Source organism: Candidatus Hinthialibacter antarcticus (genome assembly GCA_030765645.1).
GTDB lineage: Bacteria > Hinthialibacterota > Hinthialibacteria > Hinthialibacterales > Hinthialibacteraceae > Hinthialibacter > Hinthialibacter antarcticus.
Genome location: JAVCCE010000057.1, coordinates 122,812 through 145,050 on the forward strand (window position 1 = coordinate 122,812; position 22,239 = coordinate 145,050).

General features: G+C 51.7%; 19 protein-coding genes. 13 read left to right on the plus strand and 6 right to left on the minus strand.

What is annotated here, in order from left to right:
* Window positions 1-19 precede the first annotated feature (19 nt).
* The gene (locus P9L94_13440) at window positions 20-1,129 is read left to right on the plus strand and encodes a hypothetical protein (GenBank protein MDP8245081.1); all 1,110 of its coding nucleotides are present in this window, start codon (window positions 20-22) and stop codon (window positions 1,127-1,129) included.
* A gap of 20 nt (window positions 1,130-1,149) precedes the next feature.
* A complete protein-coding gene (locus P9L94_13445; GenBank protein ID MDP8245082.1) occupies window positions 1,150-1,947 on the plus strand; it encodes a hypothetical protein in 798 nt (265 codons plus the stop codon).
* Window positions 1,948-2,124: 177 nt separating this feature from the next.
* Here the strand turns inward: P9L94_13445 and P9L94_13450 are convergent, their stop codons facing one another.
* Window positions 2,125-2,568, minus strand: coding sequence for an Rrf2 family transcriptional regulator (locus tag P9L94_13450; protein MDP8245083.1), 444 nt, complete (start codon window positions 2,566-2,568; stop codon window positions 2,125-2,127).
* Between the two features lie 209 nt (window positions 2,569-2,777).
* On the opposite strand from P9L94_13450, the gene P9L94_13455 reads away from it, so the two are divergent.
* The 6 genes from P9L94_13455 (at window position 2,778) to hcp (ending at window position 8,498) form a co-directional block, all read left to right on the plus strand.
* On the plus strand, window positions 2,778-4,076 hold the full coding sequence (locus P9L94_13455) for an alginate export family protein (protein ID MDP8245084.1): 1,299 nt from the start codon (window positions 2,778-2,780) through the stop codon (window positions 4,074-4,076).
* 11 nt (window positions 4,077-4,087) lie between these two features.
* Complete coding sequence (gene nrfH / locus P9L94_13460) at window positions 4,088-4,594, plus strand: cytochrome c nitrite reductase small subunit (GenBank protein MDP8245085.1); 507 nt, start codon at window positions 4,088-4,090, stop codon at window positions 4,592-4,594.
* Window positions 4,595-4,624: 30 nt separating this feature from the next.
* Entirely contained in the window at window positions 4,625-6,034 is a 1,410-nt protein-coding gene (locus tag P9L94_13465) for an ammonia-forming cytochrome c nitrite reductase subunit c552 (GenBank protein ID MDP8245086.1), read from the plus strand.
* A gap of 5 nt (window positions 6,035-6,039) precedes the next feature.
* Window positions 6,040-6,225: a hypothetical protein gene (locus P9L94_13470; GenBank protein ID MDP8245087.1), complete on the plus strand. Its 186-nt coding sequence runs from the start codon at window positions 6,040-6,042 to the stop codon at window positions 6,223-6,225.
* A gap of 149 nt (window positions 6,226-6,374) precedes the next feature.
* Entirely contained in the window at window positions 6,375-6,800 is a 426-nt protein-coding gene (locus P9L94_13475; GenBank protein MDP8245088.1) for an Rrf2 family transcriptional regulator, read from the plus strand.
* Window positions 6,801-6,845: 45 nt separating this feature from the next.
* On the plus strand, window positions 6,846-8,498 hold the full coding sequence (gene hcp, locus P9L94_13480) for a hydroxylamine reductase (protein ID MDP8245089.1): 1,653 nt from the start codon (window positions 6,846-6,848) through the stop codon (window positions 8,496-8,498).
* Between the two features lie 233 nt (window positions 8,499-8,731).
* Here hcp and P9L94_13485 read toward each other — a convergent pair whose 3' ends face one another.
* Together P9L94_13485 and P9L94_13490 are read right to left on the minus strand one after the other, a co-directional pair.
* Window positions 8,732-10,165 (minus strand): DUF1501 domain-containing protein, encoded by a 1,434-nt coding sequence (locus P9L94_13485; GenBank protein MDP8245090.1) that lies wholly within the window; start codon window positions 10,163-10,165, stop codon window positions 8,732-8,734.
* 90 nt (window positions 10,166-10,255) lie between these two features.
* Window positions 10,256-14,014 (minus strand): PSD1 and planctomycete cytochrome C domain-containing protein, encoded by a 3,759-nt coding sequence (locus P9L94_13490; GenBank protein MDP8245091.1) that lies wholly within the window; start codon window positions 14,012-14,014, stop codon window positions 10,256-10,258.
* Window positions 14,015-14,063: 49 nt separating this feature from the next.
* Between P9L94_13490 and P9L94_13495 the strand changes: the two genes are divergently transcribed.
* Window positions 14,064-14,249, plus strand: a complete 186-nt coding sequence (locus tag P9L94_13495) for a hypothetical protein (GenBank protein MDP8245092.1) — start codon at window positions 14,064-14,066, stop codon at window positions 14,247-14,249.
* Between the two features lie 21 nt (window positions 14,250-14,270).
* Entirely contained in the window at window positions 14,271-15,314 is a 1,044-nt protein-coding gene (locus tag P9L94_13500; GenBank protein MDP8245093.1) for an SMP-30/gluconolactonase/LRE family protein, read from the plus strand.
* Between the two features lie 3 nt (window positions 15,315-15,317).
* Here the strand turns inward: P9L94_13500 and P9L94_13505 are convergent, their stop codons facing one another.
* Window positions 15,318-15,842, minus strand: a complete 525-nt coding sequence (locus P9L94_13505; protein ID MDP8245094.1) for a methylated-DNA--[protein]-cysteine S-methyltransferase — start codon at window positions 15,840-15,842, stop codon at window positions 15,318-15,320.
* A gap of 46 nt (window positions 15,843-15,888) precedes the next feature.
* Here P9L94_13505 and P9L94_13510 point away from each other — a divergent pair, with 46 nt between their 5' ends.
* Complete coding sequence (locus tag P9L94_13510; GenBank protein MDP8245095.1) at window positions 15,889-16,227, plus strand: hypothetical protein; 339 nt, start codon at window positions 15,889-15,891, stop codon at window positions 16,225-16,227.
* Between the two features lie 32 nt (window positions 16,228-16,259).
* Here P9L94_13510 and P9L94_13515 read toward each other — a convergent pair whose 3' ends face one another.
* Window positions 16,260-16,910, minus strand: a complete 651-nt coding sequence (locus tag P9L94_13515) for a hypothetical protein (protein MDP8245096.1) — start codon at window positions 16,908-16,910, stop codon at window positions 16,260-16,262.
* A gap of 200 nt (window positions 16,911-17,110) precedes the next feature.
* Window positions 17,111-18,226 carry an aldose 1-epimerase family protein gene (locus tag P9L94_13520; protein ID MDP8245097.1) on the minus strand — a complete coding sequence of 372 codons (1,116 nt, stop codon included), beginning with the start codon at window positions 18,224-18,226 and terminating at the stop codon, window positions 17,111-17,113.
* 137 nt (window positions 18,227-18,363) lie between these two features.
* Between P9L94_13520 and P9L94_13525 the strand changes: the two genes are divergently transcribed.
* A complete protein-coding gene (locus P9L94_13525; protein ID MDP8245098.1) occupies window positions 18,364-21,003 on the plus strand; it encodes a M1 family aminopeptidase in 2,640 nt (879 codons plus the stop codon).
* A 26-nt stretch (window positions 21,004-21,029) separates the two neighbouring features.
* Complete coding sequence (gene sucC, locus P9L94_13530; GenBank protein ID MDP8245099.1) at window positions 21,030-22,193, plus strand: ADP-forming succinate--CoA ligase subunit beta; 1,164 nt, start codon at window positions 21,030-21,032, stop codon at window positions 22,191-22,193.
* Window positions 22,194-22,239 lie beyond the last annotated feature (46 nt).

Genomic DNA, 22,239 nt, shown 5'->3' on the forward strand with positions numbered 1-22,239 from the left:
CTCATCAGGAGATGTCAAAATGAAAAAAACTGCCTTCTCATTATTTATATTGACTATTATTTCTCTCTTAAGTATCAATACATTTAGTGCAGAGCGACCCAATCTGACGCCGACTCCCACGCCGAATTATTTCGCGCAAAATGATATCAATTCTCTGGCGTCGCCAACGCCTACGCCCGTCTACATCGCGTCTGGCGTTAATCCAACTCCGTCGTGTACCGCTCTGAGCGAGTGCGACAGTGATAGTGATGGTTACAGTGATGATGAAGATCCAAACCCGTATGTATGCAATCCATGTCGCAAGGCCAATAATTGGGAATTAGACGTGGATTCTGAAATAAATCCCTCATCGGTAACGTTTCAACCAAATACTACTCACCTGTTTCAATTGTATTGGGATTATAATGGAGACACGCCAAGATGTAATTTCCCTAGTTCCTGTGCATCAATTACCTGGATAGTGTCTGGTGGTACGTCAGGCGTTGATTATGCGATTCTTTCAAGCAGTTATGATTGGGCGGAAATCACATTTTATAATGGAGGGAATTACACAGTGACTGCCACGCATAGCGGGTGGAGCGGCTGCGACCCGATTTATGGAAATTGCAGTACACCTTACACATCAGCGCCGGGAGGAAGCGATTCCGTTTCCGTCACAATTCCAACGCCAACACCAACACCGACGAATACGCCATCGCCAACTCCAACTCCAGATTGTTGTCAGAAAGCGAGAGACGATCTTAATTGGGTAGAAACGTACTCTTCAACAACAAGCCTTTGTTTGACTGGGCCTCCAACAGACTTTGAATGTGCTGCAGGATATCTTGCATCAGGTTGGGCAACTGATTTAGCGCATCAAGTTTATCCTCATGATGATGCAAAGAGAAATGCTTTTCAGCATGCTGCGTGGCATCTGTATATGGTGGAAACGGGGGGAGTTGCTCATGATTCTGCCAAATTAATAGGAGATGCTTGGGAAGTTGAGGAACTCAATCAATGTGGCGAAACATATAAAGACCTATATAATAATAGTATAGGTAGGGCATTAGAGTATGAAACAGGTACAATTCAAACAAGAGTAACTAATGCAGTTGAAAATGGAGATCTTAGACTTACTCCCGGGTGCTAACTAACAACAGGAGACTAATAATGAATCTTTTTAAGATAACTTCATACTTTTCTTTCATAATTGTATTTATTCTATCAACTCCATCATCGCATTCAATAGAATCTAAATTTCTTGAATTTGATAGCATCTTACCGGATATAATGGAATTTAAGTTTGATGGAGGAAGTGGAGTAAAGGCTATCAGACTTGACCAAAAAGAATCTGAATTTCTGCAAAGTAAAACAGAACTCAAAGGTCTCAAAAAAAATCTTCCGGGTTCAAAAAATTATACTCAAAAATTAGATGGAAATAGTTTATTTTCATCTATCTCAGTTAATTATTTTTTTGGAGAAAAACTATTGATTCCAAAGAATAAGCAAGTTTTTTTTCAGAATCTTGATCAGTATAAGGCATCTTATGGTAATCGTGGTGATTTTCTTAGACAAAAGAGTGTATTGTACTCTAAAAGGAATGTTACAAATTTTGAATTATATTATTTGTCATTAGATCAACTATTACGTTACTATGCTGATAAATATGGTAGCCCGGAAAAGTCGGAAGTGCTGCTGAGAGTATTGCCTGCTTCTGGTTCTGAGGAATATATCGCTTATGTTGATTGGTCTATTAATGCTTTCTCTAAAATGAGGATTTGTTTCTCGCCAACAGAAAAACTAAAAGATAATTACTTCTTTATAATGATCACAATATGTGATGTTGGGCACTATGAAGATTTATTCCCCAATAAAGTATCAGAACCGTTTGAAGTTGATGTGAGTACACTTGAAACTTCTGAGTTTAAAAGGTATGCCAATATCATAAAGGATGAACTAAGTAAGTAGTAAATTTTGGATGAAGTTTGATTTGCATCCCCAGAGTAGTAATTAGTACTCTGGGGAGTTTGTATTCTGAGTAAGTACTAACCTATTCTACCGCTTTACCTCGACCCCTTCGTGCTCTCACATAAAGGCAGCCCGGCGGTGACGGCGAGCAGTCTGCTGGTCGCCTTTAGACGGCTTCTATTTGCCTGCCTCGCCGATTGGCATGTCTTTAAAACCGCTGTGCGCTAGTTGGCTAACTGTGGTGTTGTTTAAGAATTCAACTACTAGGGCGTTCAACGTGTCCATCATCTTACCGACGACGCAATCTTGAGTCAGGCATTTTTCGCGTCCCAACACGCATTGGTTGGGACATAACGGGCCTTCGATGGCTTCGTAAATTTCCCTCAACAAAATTTCATTGGAGGGACGGCTGAGCTGAAACCCTCCTTTGGGGCCGCGAAAAGCGCGCAATAAGCCGCTTTTTGTCAGACGCTGATGAACTTTCTGTAAGTGGTGTTCGGATACATCCAGGTTCTTTGCGATGTCTTGCGTTTGGATGATTTTGTCTTCGTGAGCGGCTAAAACGCCTGCCGTGTGCAGCGCAAGCGCAAGAGCGTCTGATAGTTTCAACAGAGTTTGCATGGAATGACCTCAAAGTATAAAAAAGTATAAATACGAACCGCTGATTCGCCGCTTCTGTATTTTTTAGTTGTAATTCAGGAAAAAAAGCATAAAAAAGTAAAAAGCGTCTTGACAGAAATTCGCCTATAGTGGTATTCTGATACCAGATTACCAAATATGGAAGCAATTTGTCAAGTCTCTTTTTTTACATTGAATATGGGAGAGTGGAAATGGGCCGGAAACTCGCGCTAATCGCAATCATCGTTGGATGCTTCGGGCTGACGCCTTCGGTCGTCTGTGCTGAAGATACTATTAGCTTCTGGGACGACAGCGTCAGTATTGGCGGCGAGGTGCGGGGGCGCGGCGAGTTCTCGAACAATTTCTATACAGCGGATGGGTTGTCTGCGCGTGATGACGAGTTCTTTTTATTGCGCAGCAAATTACACTTAGACGTTCACCCCAGCGAGTTGTGGCGGGTTTATGTCGAGTTGCAAGACTCGCGTCAGTTCGAGTCGGATTTCGCCAACCGGCGCGCCGTCCCCAACGGTTTTGAGGATGACCTCGACCTATTTCAAGGCTATTTCGATTTATATCACATCATGGATTCTCCGGTTTCGCTGCGCGTCGGGCGCCAGATTCTGTCGTATGGCAAACAACGCCTGGTGGGCGGGTTCTTATGGAGCAATGTCGCGCGGTCATTTGACGCGGTCAAAGTGACGGTCGATCTGCCTGATTTTTACGGCGGCAGCATTGACGTGTTCGCTGGCGAACCTGTCACCCATGATTGGGGAAACTTCAACGATGTGTTAGACAACTCCAATCAACTCTATGGCGTCTATTCAACCTGGAGTGAAGTCGAGTTTGTTGATTTTCTCGAGGCGTACTATCTGTTGCGCGTGAATGACGATGTGGATGATGAAGTTCACTCCATTGGTTCTCGCTTGGGTCGCAAGTATGACAGCAATATTGATTGGGAAATCGAAATCGTCGGGCAATTGGGCGACTTTCGCGGCTTAGACCATTCCGCTTTTGCGTCTCACGTTGAGCTAGGGTATAGCCCCGAAATGGCTTGGAGCCCGCGCTTCGCCATCGCCCATAATTACGCGACTGGCGACGACGACGCTGGCGACGGCGACCACGGCACGTTTGATAATTTGTACCCAACCAACCACCTTCATTATGGTCAGATGGACCGTAACTCATGGCGAAACGGTCACGACATTGAGTTAGAAGCGTCAGTTAAGCCGCTTGAAAAACTCAAAGTGGTCAGCGAAGTTCATTTCTTTATTCTGGATGAGTCGGAAGACGACGCCTGGTACAACGCGGGAGGCGGCGTGATTCGCGCGGGCGCGCCTGGGGCTGATTCATACATCGGTACCGAATTTGACTTGAGCCTGAGTTATCAGGTTTGCGATAACTTTGCCGTCGGCGGCGGCTATTCACACTTCTTCGCTGGAGCCTTTATTGACGATACCGGCGATGATGACGACGCCGACTGGGGATACATCCAAGCAACCGTAACGTTCTAAGGGGCGAATTGATGAGCGAAGGTTCAGCCATAAAAAACACTAAATGGCGTGTCGTATCAGCCATTGTAATCGGCGCGTTTTTGGGCTTGAGTGGATACACGTTTATCTATGGCGAAGGATTTTCGTATTTCAGCAAAGACCCCGCCGCCTGCGTGAATTGCCACATCATGCAGCCGCAGTTTGATTCATGGCAGAAAGCCAGCCATCACACTGTTGCCAATTGCGTCGACTGCCATCTGCCCCATGATTTTGTTGGTAAATGGATCGCCAAAGCTGAAAACGGCTATTGGCATTCAAAGGGATTCACCTTTCAAGACTTTCCCGAACCGATTTTTATCCGGGAAAAGAACCTGAAAGTGCTGCACGAAAATTGCCTGCATTGCCATGAGGGAATGGTGCATGAAATTTTGCCCGGTCTCGTATCAGATGAGACCGGAATCAATTGCCTGCATTGCCACCGCTCGGTTGGCCATGGCGAGACTGTCGGGCTAGGGAAATTTGAACCAGCAGGAAAGTAATTTTTATTCATAACAGATTGGGGTTTAACTATGTCTATATCATCCAAAGGATACATTGTCATTATCGTGGTCACATGCATCGCCAGCGTGTTAGTCACAGCCTTGTTGATGAACATTTTGGAACGCAAAAACGAAGCGGCGAAACGCTATATCGAGCTGGTCGATGTCACCGAAGACGATACTGACCCTGCCAAGTGGGGCGTGAACTGGCCGAAACAATATGAGTCATATCTGTTGACCGCCCAATCGACGCGCACCCGCTTTGGCGGGCACGGCGGAAGCGAAGCGCTGCCGGAACAGAAGATTGAGCGCGACCCCTGGCTGAAGCGCATGTTTTTGGGTTATGCGTTCTCCATTGATTACCGCGACCGCCGCGGCCACGCGTTTATGCTAGAAGACCAAAAAAACACATTGCGCGTAACCAAGCCTCAGACTGGTTCATGCCTCCATTGCCACGCTTCGGTCATGCCGCTCTACCGCGAGTTGGGCGACGGCGATGCGATCGCCGGCTTCAAACAAACCCACAAATTGTCATATCAAGACATGAGCAAAATGCTTCACGATAGCGGTCACTCCCACCCGGTTTCTTGTGTGGATTGTCACGATCCCGACAACATGAAGTTAAGGGTGACGCGGCCCGGCTTCATATTGGGCATCCAAGCCTTGGCGAAATCTGACTACCCACTGCCGCAGCTGCCTTCTATCGGAAGATGGAGAGAAGGCAGCCAAAGCGAAGATTACGACCCAAACATGCTCGCGACGCGAACGGAAATGCGCTCGTTTGTTTGCGGCCAGTGCCACGTCGAATACTACTGCTCCAGCGCCTTTCCATTGGAGTTCCCCTGGAGTAAAGGCCTTAAGATGGAAAACTTGGAAGCCCACTGGAACGAAACCACGATGCCCGACGGCGGACGCTTCTTCGACTACAAACACAAAGAGAGCGGCGCTGAAATCTTAAAGGTGCAACACCCCGAATTTGAGTTGTGGTCGCAAGGCATCCATTCACGCTCCGGCGTCTCTTGCGCTGACTGCCACATGCCATATCAACGAGACGGCGCCACCAAGGTGTCAGACCACTGGGTGCGTAGTCCTCTGCTCAATGTCAACCGCGCTTGCCAGACCTGCCACCATCTGAGTGAAGACGAACTGTTGGCGCGGGTTGACTCGATTCAAGAGAAAAACTTCAACCTGCTTCAAAGAGCGGGCGATGCGTTGATGGGCCAGCTAGACGCCATCCAAGCCGCGAAAGACAACAACGCGACCGATGAACAATTAAAAGAGGCGCTGGAGCTACAGCGCAAAGCCCAATGGCGCCTGGATTATATCGCGGCGGAAAATTCGATGGGCTTTCACGCGCCCCAAGAGGCCGCGCGAATTTTGGGTGAAGCCATTGATTACGCCCGGCAAGGCCAAGTGGCCGCCACACAAATTCAGAATTAGAAGAAGTGATCGAAAAAGGGCTGCATTCTTCCGATCAGGAGAAAGTCGCAGCGGCGCAGAAATTGCAGACGCGTTTGGAAGAAATTCTGAACGATGATAACCATCGTTGGTTCCTGAATAAACAGACGCCGGAAGAGATCGCGGAGCGGGAAAAGCGCCAGAAAGAATTCCAAGCCCGTTATTCGAAATAAGTGTAACGCGTCTTACTTAAAGGGGGATGCTGTTTAAGGCATCCTCCTTTTTTTCTCCAAAATAAACAACAAATCACCTGTGGGTAATTTTAATAGTTGACATTGGGGTTATTAATGGTATGCTATAAAAAACGGTGGAGAAAAAGAGCGTGTTGACCCTGTCTCAAACTGCTGGATACGCCATCATGGCGCTGAGTTGCCTGGACCCGAACGGCGAGGAATTCATTCAAGAACAATCCATCGCCGACAAAACCGGCATCAGCAAACCGTATCTCTCGAAATTGATTCACAAATTGAGCCAGGCGGGAATCTTGAAAGGCAAGCGGGGTTACAAAGGCGGAATCATATTCGCCTCGGACGCGAAAAGCATCACGATGATGGATGTTGTTGACGCGATTGAAGGAACGGAATGGCGCTCGAAATGTTTGTTGGGATTGCCGACCTGCTCATGCAACAAACCCTGCCCGGTCCATGAATTCTGGGGCAAACAACGACCTAAAATTGAGAAAGTTCTCAATACATTAACATTTGATCAAGTCATTCAAAAAAAAGACGTAAATTGGACATTACTTTAACAATCAATCCCGTTCATACGGATATAACGCATCAGGAGGAAGAATATGTTTTGCTACCAATGTGAACAAACGGCTCATGGAACAGGCTGCGTCGAACGGGGCGTTTGCGGTAAAGATCCGCAAACCGCTGCGATGCAGGATTTACTAGTGTATGTGACTAAAGGCGTTTCGATGTATGCGAACCGCGCTGCTCAATTGGGCGTTCGCGATGAAGACGTCGATGTTTTTGTGTTCCGTGCACTGTTCGTGACAGTGACGAACGTGAACTTTGATGCGCAGCGCATCGCCCAATGGGTGAAAGACGCCGCCGACATGCGCGAGAAAGCCAAAGGCTTGTATGAGAGCGCTTGTCAAAAAGCCGGACAGCAACCCGAGACGTTGGCCGGGCCTGCGGCTTGGCGATACGTCGATCAATTCGACGAACTCGTGCGCCAAGGTGAACTGGTTTCGATCCGCTCGCGGGTTGAGTCAATCGGCGACGATTTGGTCGGCTTGCAGGAACTCTTGATCTATGGTCTCAAAGGCCTCGCGGCGTATGGAACTCACGCCCTCGTTCTTGGTAAGAGCGACCCCGCGTTGTTTGCATTCACCCATGAAGCAATGGACTTTACGACGAAGCCAAACCCCACAGTCGATGAACTGCTGGGCATGAACCTTCGTTGCGGCGAGATGTCGGTGAGCGTACTGGCGCTGCTTGATTCAGCCAATACCGGCACCTACGGCAACCCGACGCCGACCCCGGTCTTGATGGGACACAAAAAAGGCAAGGCCATTCTCGTCTCAGGCCATGACCTCAAAGACCTGGAAGAACTGCTCAAGCAAACCGAAGGCAAGGGAATCAATATTTATACGCACGGCGAGATGCTGCCTGCTCACGGTTACCCCGAACTGAAAAAATATTCGCACCTGGTTGGACATTTTGGCGGCGCCTGGATGCGCCAGAAACAAGAATTTAAGCAGTTCCCCGGCGCGATTCTGATGACCACCAATTGCATCATGGAACCGCAGCCGGAATACAAAAACCAACTCTTCACCAGCGGCGTGGTGGGTTGGAAGGACATTCCCCATATTACCAATGGCGACTTCTCCGGCGTGATTGCGGCGGCTGAAGCAGCGCCGGGCTTTACTGACGATAGCCCCGAAAAGTTCCACAATGTCGGTTTTGGCCATCACGCGGTGTTAGGCCTTGCTGACAAAGTCATCGATGCGGTCAAGCAGGGCGCCATTAAGCGCTTCGTGTTGATCGGCGGTTGCGACGGCGCTGAGCCGGGACGCAACTACTACACAGAGATGGCTGAGACCATGCCTAAAGACTGGGTTGTGTTGACGCTGGGCTGCGGCAAGTTCCGCGTGGTTGATTGCGACATGGGCGACATTGGCGGCATCCCACGTCTGCTCGACATGGGGCAGTGCAACGATGCGTACTCAGCGGTGCGCGTCGCGATGGCGTTGGCGGACGCGTTCGAAACGGACATCAACAGTCTGCCGTTGTCGCTGGTGGTTTCGTGGTATGAACAAAAAGCCGTTTGCGTCTTGCTGGCGCTGCTTCACCTGGGCGTGAAGAATGTTCGCCTTGGGCCGAAGTTGCCTGCCTTCGTTACGCCGGCGGTGTTGAACGTACTCGTCGAGAAATTTGGCGTGATGCCGATTGGCGAAGTCGAAGCCGACTTGAAGCACATGCAGGAAACAAACGCGTAATAATATAACGTCTAATTCAAAGCATACATGCAGGCCGCTTCGAAACCGAAGCGGCCTGTTTCGTTTTATTGATTCAAGAGATGTCCGCTTCGCGCCCTTGCCACCCTGCCAAGAATCTTAAACGGTATGAAAAGGAGCGGGTGCAACTCTGTGAGCGCCTGTGCATAGAGGGCGTAAAGCCCGCACCGAAGCGAAGAGAGATGCACCCGCTCCTGATGCCATCTTAAAATTATTTATACCAACACGCCTTCGATGAGTTTGCCGTGTACGTCGGTGAGGCGCATACCCCGTCCGCCGTAGAAGTAGGTCAATTTTTCGTGGTCGATGCCGAGCAGGTGAAGCATGGTGGCGTGGAGGTCGTGAATTTCGGTGACGTTCTCGACGGCGTAGTAGCCATAGTCATCGGTTGAGCCGTAGACGGTCCCGCCTTTGACGCCGCCGCCCGCCATCCACATGGTGAAGCCGTAGGGGTTGTGGTCGCGCCCGTTGCTGCCTTGCGCCATCGGGGTGCGTCCAAACTCGCCGCCCCAGATCACTAGCGTTGAATCAAACAGGCCGTGCGCCTTGAGGTCTTGTAACAGCGCTGCGATGGGTTGGTCGACCGCAGCGGAGTTGTCGCGGTGCCCTTCAAACAAGCGGCTGTGCTGGTCCCAGCGGTCATGCCCCGGCATACTGGGCGGGAGCAACTCAATGAAACGCACTCCGCGCTCAATCAGGCGCCGCGCCGTCAGACATTGGCGCCCGAAGCGGTCGGTGGGTTCCTTGCCGATGCCGTATGAGTCGCGGGTGGCTTTGCTTTCTTCCTGTAGGTTGGTCAGTTCCGGCACGGCGGATTGCATGCGAAACGCAAGTTCATAATTCGAGATCGTCGCTTCGAGTTTGTCGTCGCCGCCCATGCGTTCCAACACGATTTGATTTAACGATTGCAGCAGGGTGAGTTTTTCTTTCTGCAATTGCGGGGTCTCTTCTTTTGGGACGATGTCGGCGACCGGCTGTTCTTTGTTGCGAAACAACGAACCTTGATAGGCGGCGGGCAAGAAGCCACTACCGAATATTTCCATCCCGCCGGGTGGAATCAACCCGCTGTCGAGCACAATAAAGCCCGGGAAGTTGTGCGATTCACTACCCAGACCGTAGGTGACCCACGAGCCCATGCTGGGGCGGCCCTGTTGACCGAAACCGGAGTGGACGAAGTAATTGGCTGAGGTGTGTTCGGAAAACTTTGACGTCATCGAATGAATGACGGCGAGGTCGTCGGCGCACTTGGCGACGTGGGGAAACAATTCGCTGACCCACATGCCGCTTTCGCCGCGTTGTTTAAATTCCCAGGGCGAGGGTAAGACCGTCCCGACGTTGTTAAACTGAGTCATGGGGACGTCCATCTTGATGGGTTGGCCTTTTTCTTTTTCGAGGCGCGGCTTGTAATCGAAGGTGTCGACTTGCGAGGGGCCGCCTTCCATAAAGAGAAAAATGACGTTTTTTACTTTGGGCGAAAATTGCGGCGGCAGCGGCGCCATCGGTTGTTTGATGCGGCTGGGGTCTTCATAGATCGACGCGTACGCCGGGTCGTGCATCAGTGCGGTCAGCGCCAATGAGCCGAAGCCCAACGCGCTTTTGGATAAGAAGTCTCTGCGCGAGAGTGATGATGCGCGATTGTCGCAAACCATGTTTCCGCCGCCTTGTTCTTTTATGTCATTACGAGGGCGTGTATACGACAGAAGCAATCTCGCGATGACACACGATTTAGATACCAAACTCTAATTCACAAAAATAAATTCCATGACATTAAACAGCGCATGACAAACGTCGCGCCAGAGTTGGATGTCGTCTTTGTCGTCGTAGCGTTTTGACTGCTGTTCAATAAATTCCATCAGCGCTTGCGTTTCATTCGGTTCGGGCAGTCGTGAAAACGCATCGAGGTACATTTGTTGAATACGTTTGCGCGGGTCGCGCGGCCCGTCGGCGAGAATGCGCTGCGCCCAGGTTTCAGCCTGCTGATAGACAAACTCGTTATTGAGCAGCGTTAGCGCTTGCGCGGGCACGGTCGATGAGCCGCGCTTGCCGATAGCGGAAATGGGAGGCGGATAATCAAACGCAACGAATAGGGGCGTCATGAAATTACGGCGCACGTTGATGTAGATACTGCGGCGTCCGTCGCCGTCGAGCGGGCCGGACTCGCCGGGGCGCCCGCGTCCGTCCATGTAAGGCGTCAGGTGGGGCGCCACGCTTGGGCCGAAGAGTTCTGGTTCCAGGCGACCAGACACCGCCAACATGGCGTCGCGTATGCTTTCGGCTTCCAACCGTCGCACCGGGATGTGATGGACGTACTGGTTGAGCGGGTCGGCGTCCAACGCAGAGGGCGAAGCCAAATTTGACATTTGATAGGCGTTTGTCAAGAGCATCAAGCGGTGCATGGCTTTGACCGACCATCTGTTTTGGATGAATTGGGCCGCAAGAAAATCAAGCAACTTGGGGTGAGTCGGTCGTGCGCCGTTGAGGCCGAAGTTGTCGGGCGTTCGCACCAGCGCATTGACGAAATGGTGCTGCCAGATACGGTTGACCATTACCCGCGCCAGCAGGGGGGGCGCGGTCTGAAACATGCGTTGCGCGAGTTGTTTGCGCCCGCTGCCGTTGCGAATTGGCGGTTGGTTTTCTCCCGCAAGGACGGTCAGGAATCCGCGCGGTACAGGATCGCTCAGGGTGAGGTGATTGCCGCGAATATGCAGCCGCATGTCACGCGGGTCGTCATCGGTCATGGTGAGCGCAAACGCGGTTTCGTTAATTTGCTTTTCATATTCTTCGCGAATTTGCATTAAGGATTGAAGCCGCTGTTGGTCGGGAACGCCCAGCGTGGTTTGCGTCGCCTGCCAATCGCTACAAGGGCCTTGCCAACTGAGCATGAGGTCAACCAAGTTCGCTTGCGCCGGTTCGTTGACTCCCAGGTTCCATTTGACTAACGCATCGGTGAATATGTTCTGATAGGCGGCTGCGAGTTGTTGTATATTGTCCGGCGTTTGTTCGAGCAATTGAATGATCGCCGGATGCGGCGCATCGGTTTGAGTCGGCAGCGGTCCGCTGGGCGGCTTGCGCTCGTCAGAGAACAAAATTTGATCAACGACGACGTAGCCTTCCGGGTCATGATCGACGATTTCAATGTAATTGCGCTTGTTTTCATACATCATCAGATCGTGAGTGTACCAGCGAAATTCATCGTAACTCGACGCCTTCTGATTGCGGGCGCGGAACTCGTCCGAGACCACGTTGGTATAGCCATTGCCCGCCATGCGAACATGGACGAAGCGTTTTTCGGTAATGAAAATCGGTGAAATCATTGCGCCGACGAATTGCGGTGAAATGAGGCCGCTATGAATAAACCCCGCGCCCGGCTGGCGGGCGAGACGGTCGCCTTTCAACATTTGATAGGGGCTGCTGGGGTTCCATTGCAGCGCGTCGTTGAAGGCGTCGCCGGTGGCGATCCATTCTTGTTGGGATTGTCGTAAGAAATCTTCATACACAACGTCGTAATTGATCCGACGAATGTTGTTTTCTTTTTGAACGAGGCCGCTGCTGACATCATCAAGACGCTCTCTAAAACGCTCGTTTTCATTCATCAACTGCGCCCAGGGATAGAGCAGCGCCGCCGGACCGTCTTTCGACTGTGCGACGGCCCGCAGCCAGCCTTGCAGTTGCATCGGAGACATTCCGTTGTCGCTCGCGACATCGGCGACTTGCTCAAACGACGGCTCGCCTGCGTCGGTCAAGCGAATGTGGTCGACGATGATGTGGCCCCATGCGCCTTTCGCGTGGTCGACGATTTCTAAACGCGCTTCTTGGTTCCAATAGGGACGGACGTCCCATTGCACTTCTGAGAAGCGGTCAGAGTTGCGACCCGTTGCGGTGAGTACGGTTTCGCCATCGATCACCAGATTGACGCAGGTTTTGTTTTTGTGATCGCCGCCGCCGATGAGAAACTCTATGTAGTTTCGTTGAATGGAAAACGAGTTCGATTGAAGCGATCCGGTATATTCATCGGAACTATTGTGAAGCGAGTCGGCTATAAAACGCCCACGCCAGTTTTCGACGGGGCGTTCGCGATAAATGTCGCGGGCGTGAGGCGGCGAATCATGGAAGGCTTCGCCTTCGATGCGCCAATTGTCATAAGAACCGCTTTCAAAATCGTCAAACAAAATGTCAGGCTTGCTTTGTTTGTTTTGATGAATAGAGCGCGCCGCGAGCAACGCGTCTTTGGTTTTTGCGAAGACCGATTTGACCGTTGTTTCGGCAATGGCGCGGTCGATGGTTTTGATCTTGTCAATAATTTCGGCGTGTTGCGTTTGGGTTTTCGGCGAGTCGATGACAGACGAGCGGACGCGTGAACTTTGGAAGATGCCCGCGATTGCGTAGTAGTCTTCATCCGAGACAGGGTCGAATTTGTGGTCGTGGCAACGCGCACAAGCAAGGGTTAGCCCCAGAAACGATTTGCCGAATACATCCACCTGATTTTCGAGGCGGTCGGCGTGGGCTTTGAATGGATCAACCGGGCTGTTGACCACGTCGCCCATCCAGTAGAAACCGGTGGCGACAGGCGACTCGGCGTATCCGGTTTTCGGATCAATGCGCGGGTCGTCCATTTGGTCGCCAGCGATGTGTTCTTTCACAAAACGCTCGTAGGGAACGTCATCATTAAACGCGCGGATGACGTAGTCGCGATAACGCCATGCGTTGGGTTTGTCTTTGTCGAATTCGTGACCGTCGGTTTCGGCGTAGCGCACCAGATCGAGCCAATGGCGTCCCCAGCGTTCGCCATAATGCGGCGAACCGAGCAAGCGGTCGACGACGGTTTCAAAAGCGCGCGGCGAATCGTCAGACAAAAAGGCTTCGAGTTCGTCGGACGTGGGCGGCAGCCCGGTCAGGTCATAAGTGACGCGGCGCAGTAAGGTCTGTTTTTCAGCAGGCGCAGCGGGTGTTAACCCATGATCTTGCATTTTAGATAATAGAAAAGCGTCTATTGGCGTCTTGGCCCATTCGTTTTCGAGGCTGGGCGGCTCAATGGTTTGCAGAGGCTGAAACGCCCAGTGTTGGCGCCCGGCTTCAAAATCGATTCCCGGTTGAGTGGATTGCACCGCTTGGCTTGCGTCCGGCATCACAGCGCCGTTTTCGACCCATGCAACGATGTCGGCGATTTGTTCGTCCGTCAACTTGCCGCTGGGGGGCATGTTGGCAAAGCCGTCTTCATGACGGATCGCGCGAACTAACGGGCTGCGTGTCGGATCGCCCGCGACAACGGCGGGGCCGCTGTCGCCGCCCGCCAGAATCGCAGCGGGTGAGTTGAGCGAGAGTTTGGCTTGCTGCAATTGGCTGCCGTGACAGAGATAGCAGTTCTTCGCCAATACCGGGCGAACCCGCTTTTCGAAAAACTCGACGCCATCATCATTCGAGAAAGCGAGAGGCGCAACGCTGCATAGAGCAAATAGCGCATACGCGCCAACAAATATTTGACGGTAACGTGTTCCCAAAATCTGTCCCATTCATACAAAGCAAAAAAAATGTTGTGGAAAACCTCAGATGGATGATTCATTATGCGGAAGCATTGTGGAACTTTCATTCTCGCAATTTTTATTGAAGAAATCAATGCGTCAGGCTGATGCAGCCTCGCGAATTCTGCTTGACTTCTTATCTGTATATATGAAAGGATTGCGTGGATCCATTTTTGTTTCTCCATCCTTGGACTTACATCTTCAAATTGAATAGAAGCATTCAGGAGCGTGTTTGATGAATCTATCCATGAAGAATTGCATTTTCGGTCTCTTCTGCTTACTAAGCGTTTTTCAAAATGCGGCTGCTCAGGAGCCGAAGGGCATTGATAAACCGTATCCCATGGTTGGGTCGGTTGAATACGCCGAGAAAGAAATGGACGCGCTTGTCCCGAAGACCTCCAGCCTGGAGATGGTCGCCAAGGGGTTTGATTGGTCTGAAGGCCCGTTGTGGGTGCGTGACGGTAAGTACCTGCTCTTCTGCGATATCCCGCCGAACCGCATCTATCGTTGGAGCGAGAAAGACGGGTTGTCCGTCTACTTAACGCCGTCGGGTTATACCGGATCAACCCCGCGCGGCGGCGAGCCCGGCTCGAATGGATTGCTGCTCGATTCGCTGGGGCGCTTGGTGATGTGCCAGCATGGCGACCGCCGCATGGCGCGGATGGACGCGCCTGTCAAATCGCCCAAGGCGTCGTTTGTTACCTTGGCGGGGGCTTACAAAGGCAAAAAGTTGAATAGTCCCAATGACGCAGTCTACCATAAAAACGGCGACCTCTATTTTACCGATCCGCCCTATGGGTTAGAAAAAAATATGGACGACCCGTTAAAAGAGTTGGACTTTCAAGGCGTCTATCGGCTGGACGCAAAAGGCGGTTTGCATATCGTGACCGATGAGATGTCACGTCCAAACGGGATCGCATTTTCGCCTGATTACAAAACGCTGTATGTCGCGAATTCTGATGGAGGTAATCCTGTCTGGATGGCGTTTGATGTTGACGATGACGGATCGACAGGAAATGGGCGGGTGTTTTTTGATGCGCGTTGGATCGGCCGCAAAGGCGGCGGCGACGGGATGAAAGTGGATGCGAAAGGCAATGTATTCGCGACCGGGCCGGGCGGCGTGTTGGTGATTGACTCCAAGGGCAAATATCTTGGTACGATCAAAACCGAACGCGCCACGGCGAACTGCGCCTTCGGCGACGACGGTAAGACGCTCTACATCACGGCGGATGAAGCGCTGCTGCGCATTCGCCTGTCAACAACTGGAATGGGGTATTGATCGTTATCGTTTTACTTCCACCCCTTCGTGTTTGAGCAGGTGTTCTTTGATGTGCAGGCCGCCGGTGAAGCCGTGTAGTTTGCCCGATGAGCCGATCACGCGATGGCAGGGAACCACAATCGGGATGTTGTTGTTCGCCATCGCCTGTCCGACGGCGCGCGCGGCGAAGGGGCGCCCCGCGAGTTCGGCCAACTCCCCATACGAAAGCACTTCGCCGAAGGGCACCTCTTTCAACGCCGTCCATACTTCCTGATGAAACGCCGGGCCATGAAACTCAACCGGGACGGTGAAGCGTTTGTTCTTTCCAGCGAAATATTGCTTGAGTTCGCGCTCGGTTTTCTTGGCGGCGGGGGTCGCTTTATCCGTGATGGGGATGTTCCAATGTTCGAGGCGCTCGTGGGTTTTTGCTGCGCCGTCTTCTCCAAGGCACACGCTCAACAGGCTTTTTTGGTTTGCCGCAATGGTAACCGGCCCTAACGGGCTGTCGATTTGAATAACACATGCGGCGGTTTGCGTGTTCGCTCCCATTGTCTTTCCCCTTTGTCGTGGGTGATAATGTCTTAGGGGGATGGTGATGGATAATCAGCGTGGAATCAAGTTTGTTTGCGACCTATGCGGTTGTTTAATTGAAATTGGCCGCCCGCGGTTCGTGATGAAAGGCGAGTTGTTTTGCGCCTACGATGGAGGCGTGTTTGATGAATCCGCCAGCGGACGCAAAAAAGACGTTCAGCAAGAGATGGAGCGCTTAATCGAACTCGCTGAACAGAGAAGCGAGAAAGAGTTAAGCGACGAAGTTCACTTTGCGTTTGAACTCGACCTTTGTGCGCCGTGCCGTAAGAAAGTATACGGCATGTTAGAGCGCGGCGATGACGGCGAGGGCGACGATGATTGTGAAGAAGAGATTGAAGGTTGAACTAGGCCATTGCCTGTTCTCTGAAAGTAGATCTAACCGCGAAATTGTTCAATTGATTGCTGAACGCTGCTGGTGCGCTTGTTGTAATCGCTGGCGCCAGTTTGTTCGGTGGTGTGCATTCCGGGTTCTTCTTCCACTTCTAACGGAAGTTCTGAAATGCTGCCGTGGTCAGGGGTGTCATATTTGAGCGGCATGTCTTCCTGCGCGACGGGTTGTAATTCTGATTTCGTACATTTCAACGCAGCGGACAATATCTCGACAGCGTGTGCGCGCCCGTCAAAACTTTGTAGTTGCCGCATCTCGAACATTTCCAGGCAGGCTTCGGAAACGGGCGGCGGCACCTCGATTCGCTTGAGCGAATCCATTGCCAGATATCCTCGCCCTAAACACCAAGTGACTAATTCTTTTTTCATCTGAATCGGTTCGACCCAGTCCATATCATGGATCAAGGCGCTAATGGATACGCTATTGCCCTGATGGTGAATATGCAAGTAAATGCGAATGAGCGTCGAATAAAAATCGACCTCGCAAAACGGGCGTCCGGTTTTTGCCGTGTGAAAGATGGGGAAAGCGTCAATTTGCGGTTCGTATTCAGAGGTGAGGCCATGACCGCACATCACGCAGCGGACGTGTCTTCGCTGTGATTTTAAAAACTCTACGAATTTCCCCGGTTTTGCATTCATTGGCGCCAACTCGCTTATTTAAAGCATTCGCATGTAATTCGCAGGGTGCTCATTCGATGTTCATACTATAACATATATTTTACAGAAATGCAATAAATATTTGCGAATTGGCGCTATTTGTTTGGTTTTGTGTAAAATAGTGTTGCATTAAAGTCTGATATTTTCAATAAGGAACATGTAACTACCTCAAACCTGGAGGGTTACTTTTTTCGGCGCACCCGCTTTTTCGGCGTAGGGCGTTTCGCGACAATCGTTGAACGGACTTCTTCGATCGCGTTGTTATCAGGTAAGACGCGAATTTCGACCAAATAGCTTCGTTCTTCGCCGGGTTTCAAAAATTCGAGTGTGCCTTCCTGGCGTTCAAGATCGCGGCCTTGAACGCGGCAGTTGCATGGTTCCAGCCCGCAGACGAACATCCCAGCGCGTTGGTTTTTCCATTGGGCGAAGCGGAACAGTTCTTTTTTGCGATAGCGCACCTGCACGCCCAAGCCTTGCCCCTGGTTGAAGGACGGGTTGAGCAGCGCGGCGCTGGCGAAGCCTTTTGAATCGGCCTTTACGTCGTGATAAAAAACCTGTTCGGCAATGTTGGGCGCGGGCGTCGTAAAGCGACGATGGTCGTCTAAGCCGGACGCCGAAAACGGATCGCGCGCCCATACGTTTGAGTTGATCGCCAGTTCGGAATTTTCACTCAACACCGGAAAGCCGAGGTTGATGTGGTAGAGCATCATGTGCGGCGATTTCTCAAAGTTTTCATTGCGCACTTTGTCTTCGATGCGGATGGTATGCGAGCCGACTTCGGTAGAGATGGTGCGGCTCAGCACCAGATTGGGGCCGAAGAGGTGGCTCTCGCGCACTTCGCCGGAGACAAACAGGCGCTTGGTATTGCCGACCCATTCTTCGCCGTACTTTAGCTGCCGCGCGGGGATATGCGATATGCGGCCATGCAGGCCGAGCGGTTGGCCTTCGTCTTCGCATGGCGCACCCGCCCAACTTAACCCGCAAGTGGTGAGCAGGCCCGCGTTGAATGTTTTGAGAAACCCGATCCCCTGTGGGTCGTAGTAGGCCGGGTGGGCTTCGCCGGTGTGAGAGTGATAACACAACGACGCCCCGCAGAACGACGCTCCGGCGATATCGAGTGCGCGATGGGGCAACACGTTAAACTGCAAGCCGTTGCCCGCGTCGAATTGAAATACTTCGGTGCCGTCTTCCGGCCCTTCGGCGAAACGTAACTTGCGGACGGCGCCGGTTTGCCACGAGGCGCCCGCGTATTTTTGGATCTGTTTGCGCGTCCAACTTTTTCCATATAAATTCGGCATGTTGTTCCCTCCCGCTATGGTTGGGGTATTGTTACAAAAACCGGCCCAATTGAGAAGCGCAAGAGGCGCCTGCATGGTCTAGTTTCGTGAATGCGTCGGTTTATAATGAGAAACTCAATCCCCTGCGAAAGGCAATCATGATGAAACATATTTCTATGTTCTCTGTATTTGTTACAATCTGTCTGGCGTTTTCATTTCCTTCAATGGCTGAAGAAGACTTTACCTGTGCGCATGGATTGTTCCCGCCGAAACTGGTCGACGGCGAATACCCGCGCCACTACCGTCAAGACCGCACCGTTGATTTTGAACGCATGATTTTGGATGTCACCATTGAGATGGATGACAAAGCGGTGAAGGGCAACGTGGTCTATTTCTTTCGCCCCATCCATGACGAAGTAACCGCCATGCGCTTTGATGCGGTCGATATGGAGATTCAAAGCGTTTCATTTGATGGATTGGAATTTGATTGGCAATATCTGGACAATCAGATTTATATTGAATTTCCAAAAGCCTTGCCGATGGGCCGCCAACTTTCGATTTCGATTGGCTATAGAGCCTGGCCGCAAGAAGGCATGTATTTTTCGGCGCCCGACTCCATCCCGCCGAAACATCCCGATCAACTCTATACGTTGAATGAACCGTTCGGCGCGGCGATGTGGTTCCCCAATTTTGATTATCCCAATGACCGCATCCAAACCGAACTGATCGCGACGGTCCCGAAGAAGTTCGTCACGCTTTCGAATGGTTTGCTCGTCGGTTCCAAAGAACAAGGCGGTTGGCGTACCGACCATTGGAAGCAGGAAACGCCGCATACCACCTATTTGGTCTCATTGGTTGTCGGCGATTTTGATATTGTGCGCGATGAAGACTGGCGCGGTATCCCGGTTGAATATTACGTCGAAGCCGGACGCGCAGACGACGCGATTCCTAGCCTGAGCAAGACGCCCGCCATGTTGGAGTTTTTCAGTAATTGGCTGGATTTTCCGTATCCGTATGAAAAATACGCGCAGTCGATGGTGCGTTATTTCAACGCGGGCGGCATGGAACACACCACTGCGACCACCATGTTTGAGTGGCTGACCATAGATGAAGAAGCGCGGCTTGACGTTGAATATGACGATCTGATTTCACATGAAATGATTCATCAGTGGTTCGGCGATTGGCTTACCTGCGAAAAGTGGGACCACCTGTGGTTGAACGAAAGTTTCGCGACCTATCTCGAATGTCTCTGGCGCCGCCATGAATCCGGGCAGGATTATTATCTCGTCAAAATTCTCGATGACATGAATGGCTACATTGGCGCTTCGCGCAGTTATCAGCGCGCCATTGTCACCAATAAATACCCCAACCCGCGCGAGATGTTCGACGCCCATTCATACCCTAAGGGCGGATTTGTTTTGTCGATGCTGCATCGTCAATTGGGAGAAGAACTGTTTCGCAAAACATTGAAGACGTATTTAGAAACCGGCCCCGGCTTGGTTGATACCGATGACCTGATGGAAGCCGTCGAAAAAGTGACCGGACGTCCGATGGACCGCTTCTTTGAGCAATGGGTGTACAGCCCTGGCCATCCTAAGGTCAAAGTGACGCATGAGTGGATGCCGGAGCGCAAGCAGGTCAAAGTGCGCGTTCAGCAAACTCAGGAGATGGAAGAAGGCCGCTTGGCGTTTACTTTCCCGCTGGACGTCGAGATCGTGACCGACGACGGTTCGTTCGTTAAGACCGTCGAGATTACGAAAAAAGATGAAAGCGTGTTCGTCGATTGCGACAAGGCGCCGCAATCGGTGGTGATTGATCCGCAACTGATGGTGTTGATGGAGTTGGAACACAAAAAATCAACTGACATGTTGTTGCGCGATCTGAAAGACGGCTCCTCCGTCATCGTGAAGATTCGCGCTATTGATGCGTTAAAAGATGAAACCGCCGACCGGATCGTCGATGCGTTGGCGGCGGCGGTGAAAGATGAAAACAACTTCCGCCGGGTTCGAGAAAACGCCGTCGGCGCGCTGGGTTCGATTAAGACCGACGCCGCCCGCGAGGCGCTGTTAGAATTCATCGCAGTAGATGATCCCCACGTTCGCCGCAATGTTGTTACGACGCTTGGCGGGTTTTATAAAAACGAACAGGTTGCGGACGCGTTGATCGGCGTGTTTAAAAATGACGCCAGCGTCCGCGTTGTTGCGGCGGCGGCGCGTTCATTGTCTCGCATCAAGGCCGAAAAAGCCGTACCCGTTTTACGCTCAAAGTTAGACCGCGAATCGTTCCGTGAATATATTCGCCGGGCTGTGATTGGTGCGCTGGTCGATTTCAAAGACAAAAAGTTATACGCTACGCTTTATAAATACGCCAATGACCCGTATCATCGCGACCTGCGCATTCATGCCATGACAAACTTGGGAACCTGGGCGCGCGAATTAGAATCGCATGAAGAGGATGCGTTGGATTTCCTGGTGAAACAACTGCAATCCACCTCGCATCGCATCCAGGGCGCGGCCATCACCGGGCTGCAAAACTTACGCCATGAAGACGCGGTCCCCTACTTGCAGGAATACGCCGACGCAGGCCCAACTGTCGGCGGGCGCAACGAAGGGTTGCGTGAACGCGCCCGCAACGCGATTAAGACGATTCGCAAAGACCAGTCGAGCGACTTGTCAGCCAAAAATGCGGAACGGCTTGATACAGTGGGCGACGAACAAAAAGACTTTGAAAAACGAATCAATGAACTTGAAGAGACGGTTAAGCAACTTTCTGAAACCAGCGACGACGAAGACAAATAATCGGACTCAAGGTTAGGAGCCATGCAATGAAGATTCATGAATATCAAGCCAAAGAAATACTGCGCAAGTTCAACGTGCCTGTTCCGCGCGGTTTTGTGGCAGACAATCCTTCTCAGATTGTAGGCTTCGCCAAAGAACTCGGCAGTGATGTTGTCGTCGTCAAAGCGCAGATTCACGCAGGGGGCCGCGGCAAAGGCGGCGGCGTCAAACTCGCCAAGTCGCCCGACGAAGCCAAAAAACTGGCGGGCGAGATTCTCGGCATGAACCTGGTCACCCACCAAACCGGGCCGGAAGGCAAGGAAGTGTTGAAGGTGCTGGTCGAAGAAGGCCTGCCGATCAAACAGGAACTGTACATCGGCGTGGTGATTGACCGCGCGTCGGAATCGGTTGTCGTGATGGCGTCAAATGAGGGCGGCGTCGAGATCGAAGAAGTCGCCGAAAAGTCGCCCGAGAAAATCCTGAAAGCGTTTATTGATCCGTCGGTCGGGTTGACGGGATATCAAGCGCGGGCGTTGGCTTTTGGCATCGGCCTCAACGGCAAAGAAGCGCTGTCGTGCGCAGCGTTTTTGATGAAACTCTACAAAGCCTTCGAGGCGACCGACGCCTCTCTCGCAGAAATTAATCCGCTGGTCGTGACCGAAGACGGGCGCATTATCGCGCTGGACGCCAAAGTCAACTTTGACGACAACGCGTTGTATCGTCACCCCGATTTTGTCGAACTGCGCGACGTGAGCGAAGAAGACCCGCTCGAAGTTGAAGCCTCCAAACACGACTTGAATTACATCAAACTCGACGGCGAAGTGGGCTGTATGGTCAACGGCGCCGGTCTGGCGATGGCGACCATGGACCTTGTCAAACTGGCTGGCTCTATGCCCGCGAATTTTCTCGATGTGGGCGGCACCGCCAGCGTCGAGCGCGTCGCGGCGGCGTTTCGTATTTTGATGTCTGACCAAAACGTCAAAGCGGTGTTGATTAACATCTTCGGCGGCATCGTGCGTTGCGACCGGGTCGCGGGCGGCGTGATTGAAGCGATGAAGCAAGTCGAGGTGAATGTCCCGGTAGTGATTCGCTTGCGCGGCACCAACTCCGAAGAAGCGCGCAAGATGCTCGAAGAATCGGACTTTAATTTTCTGGTCGCTGATGGACTCGCCGAAGTGGCGGACAAAGTCGTCGAGGCGTTAAAAGGCTAACGGTAATTTCCCATTAAAATAAATGAACGCCGCAGCGGTTGAATCA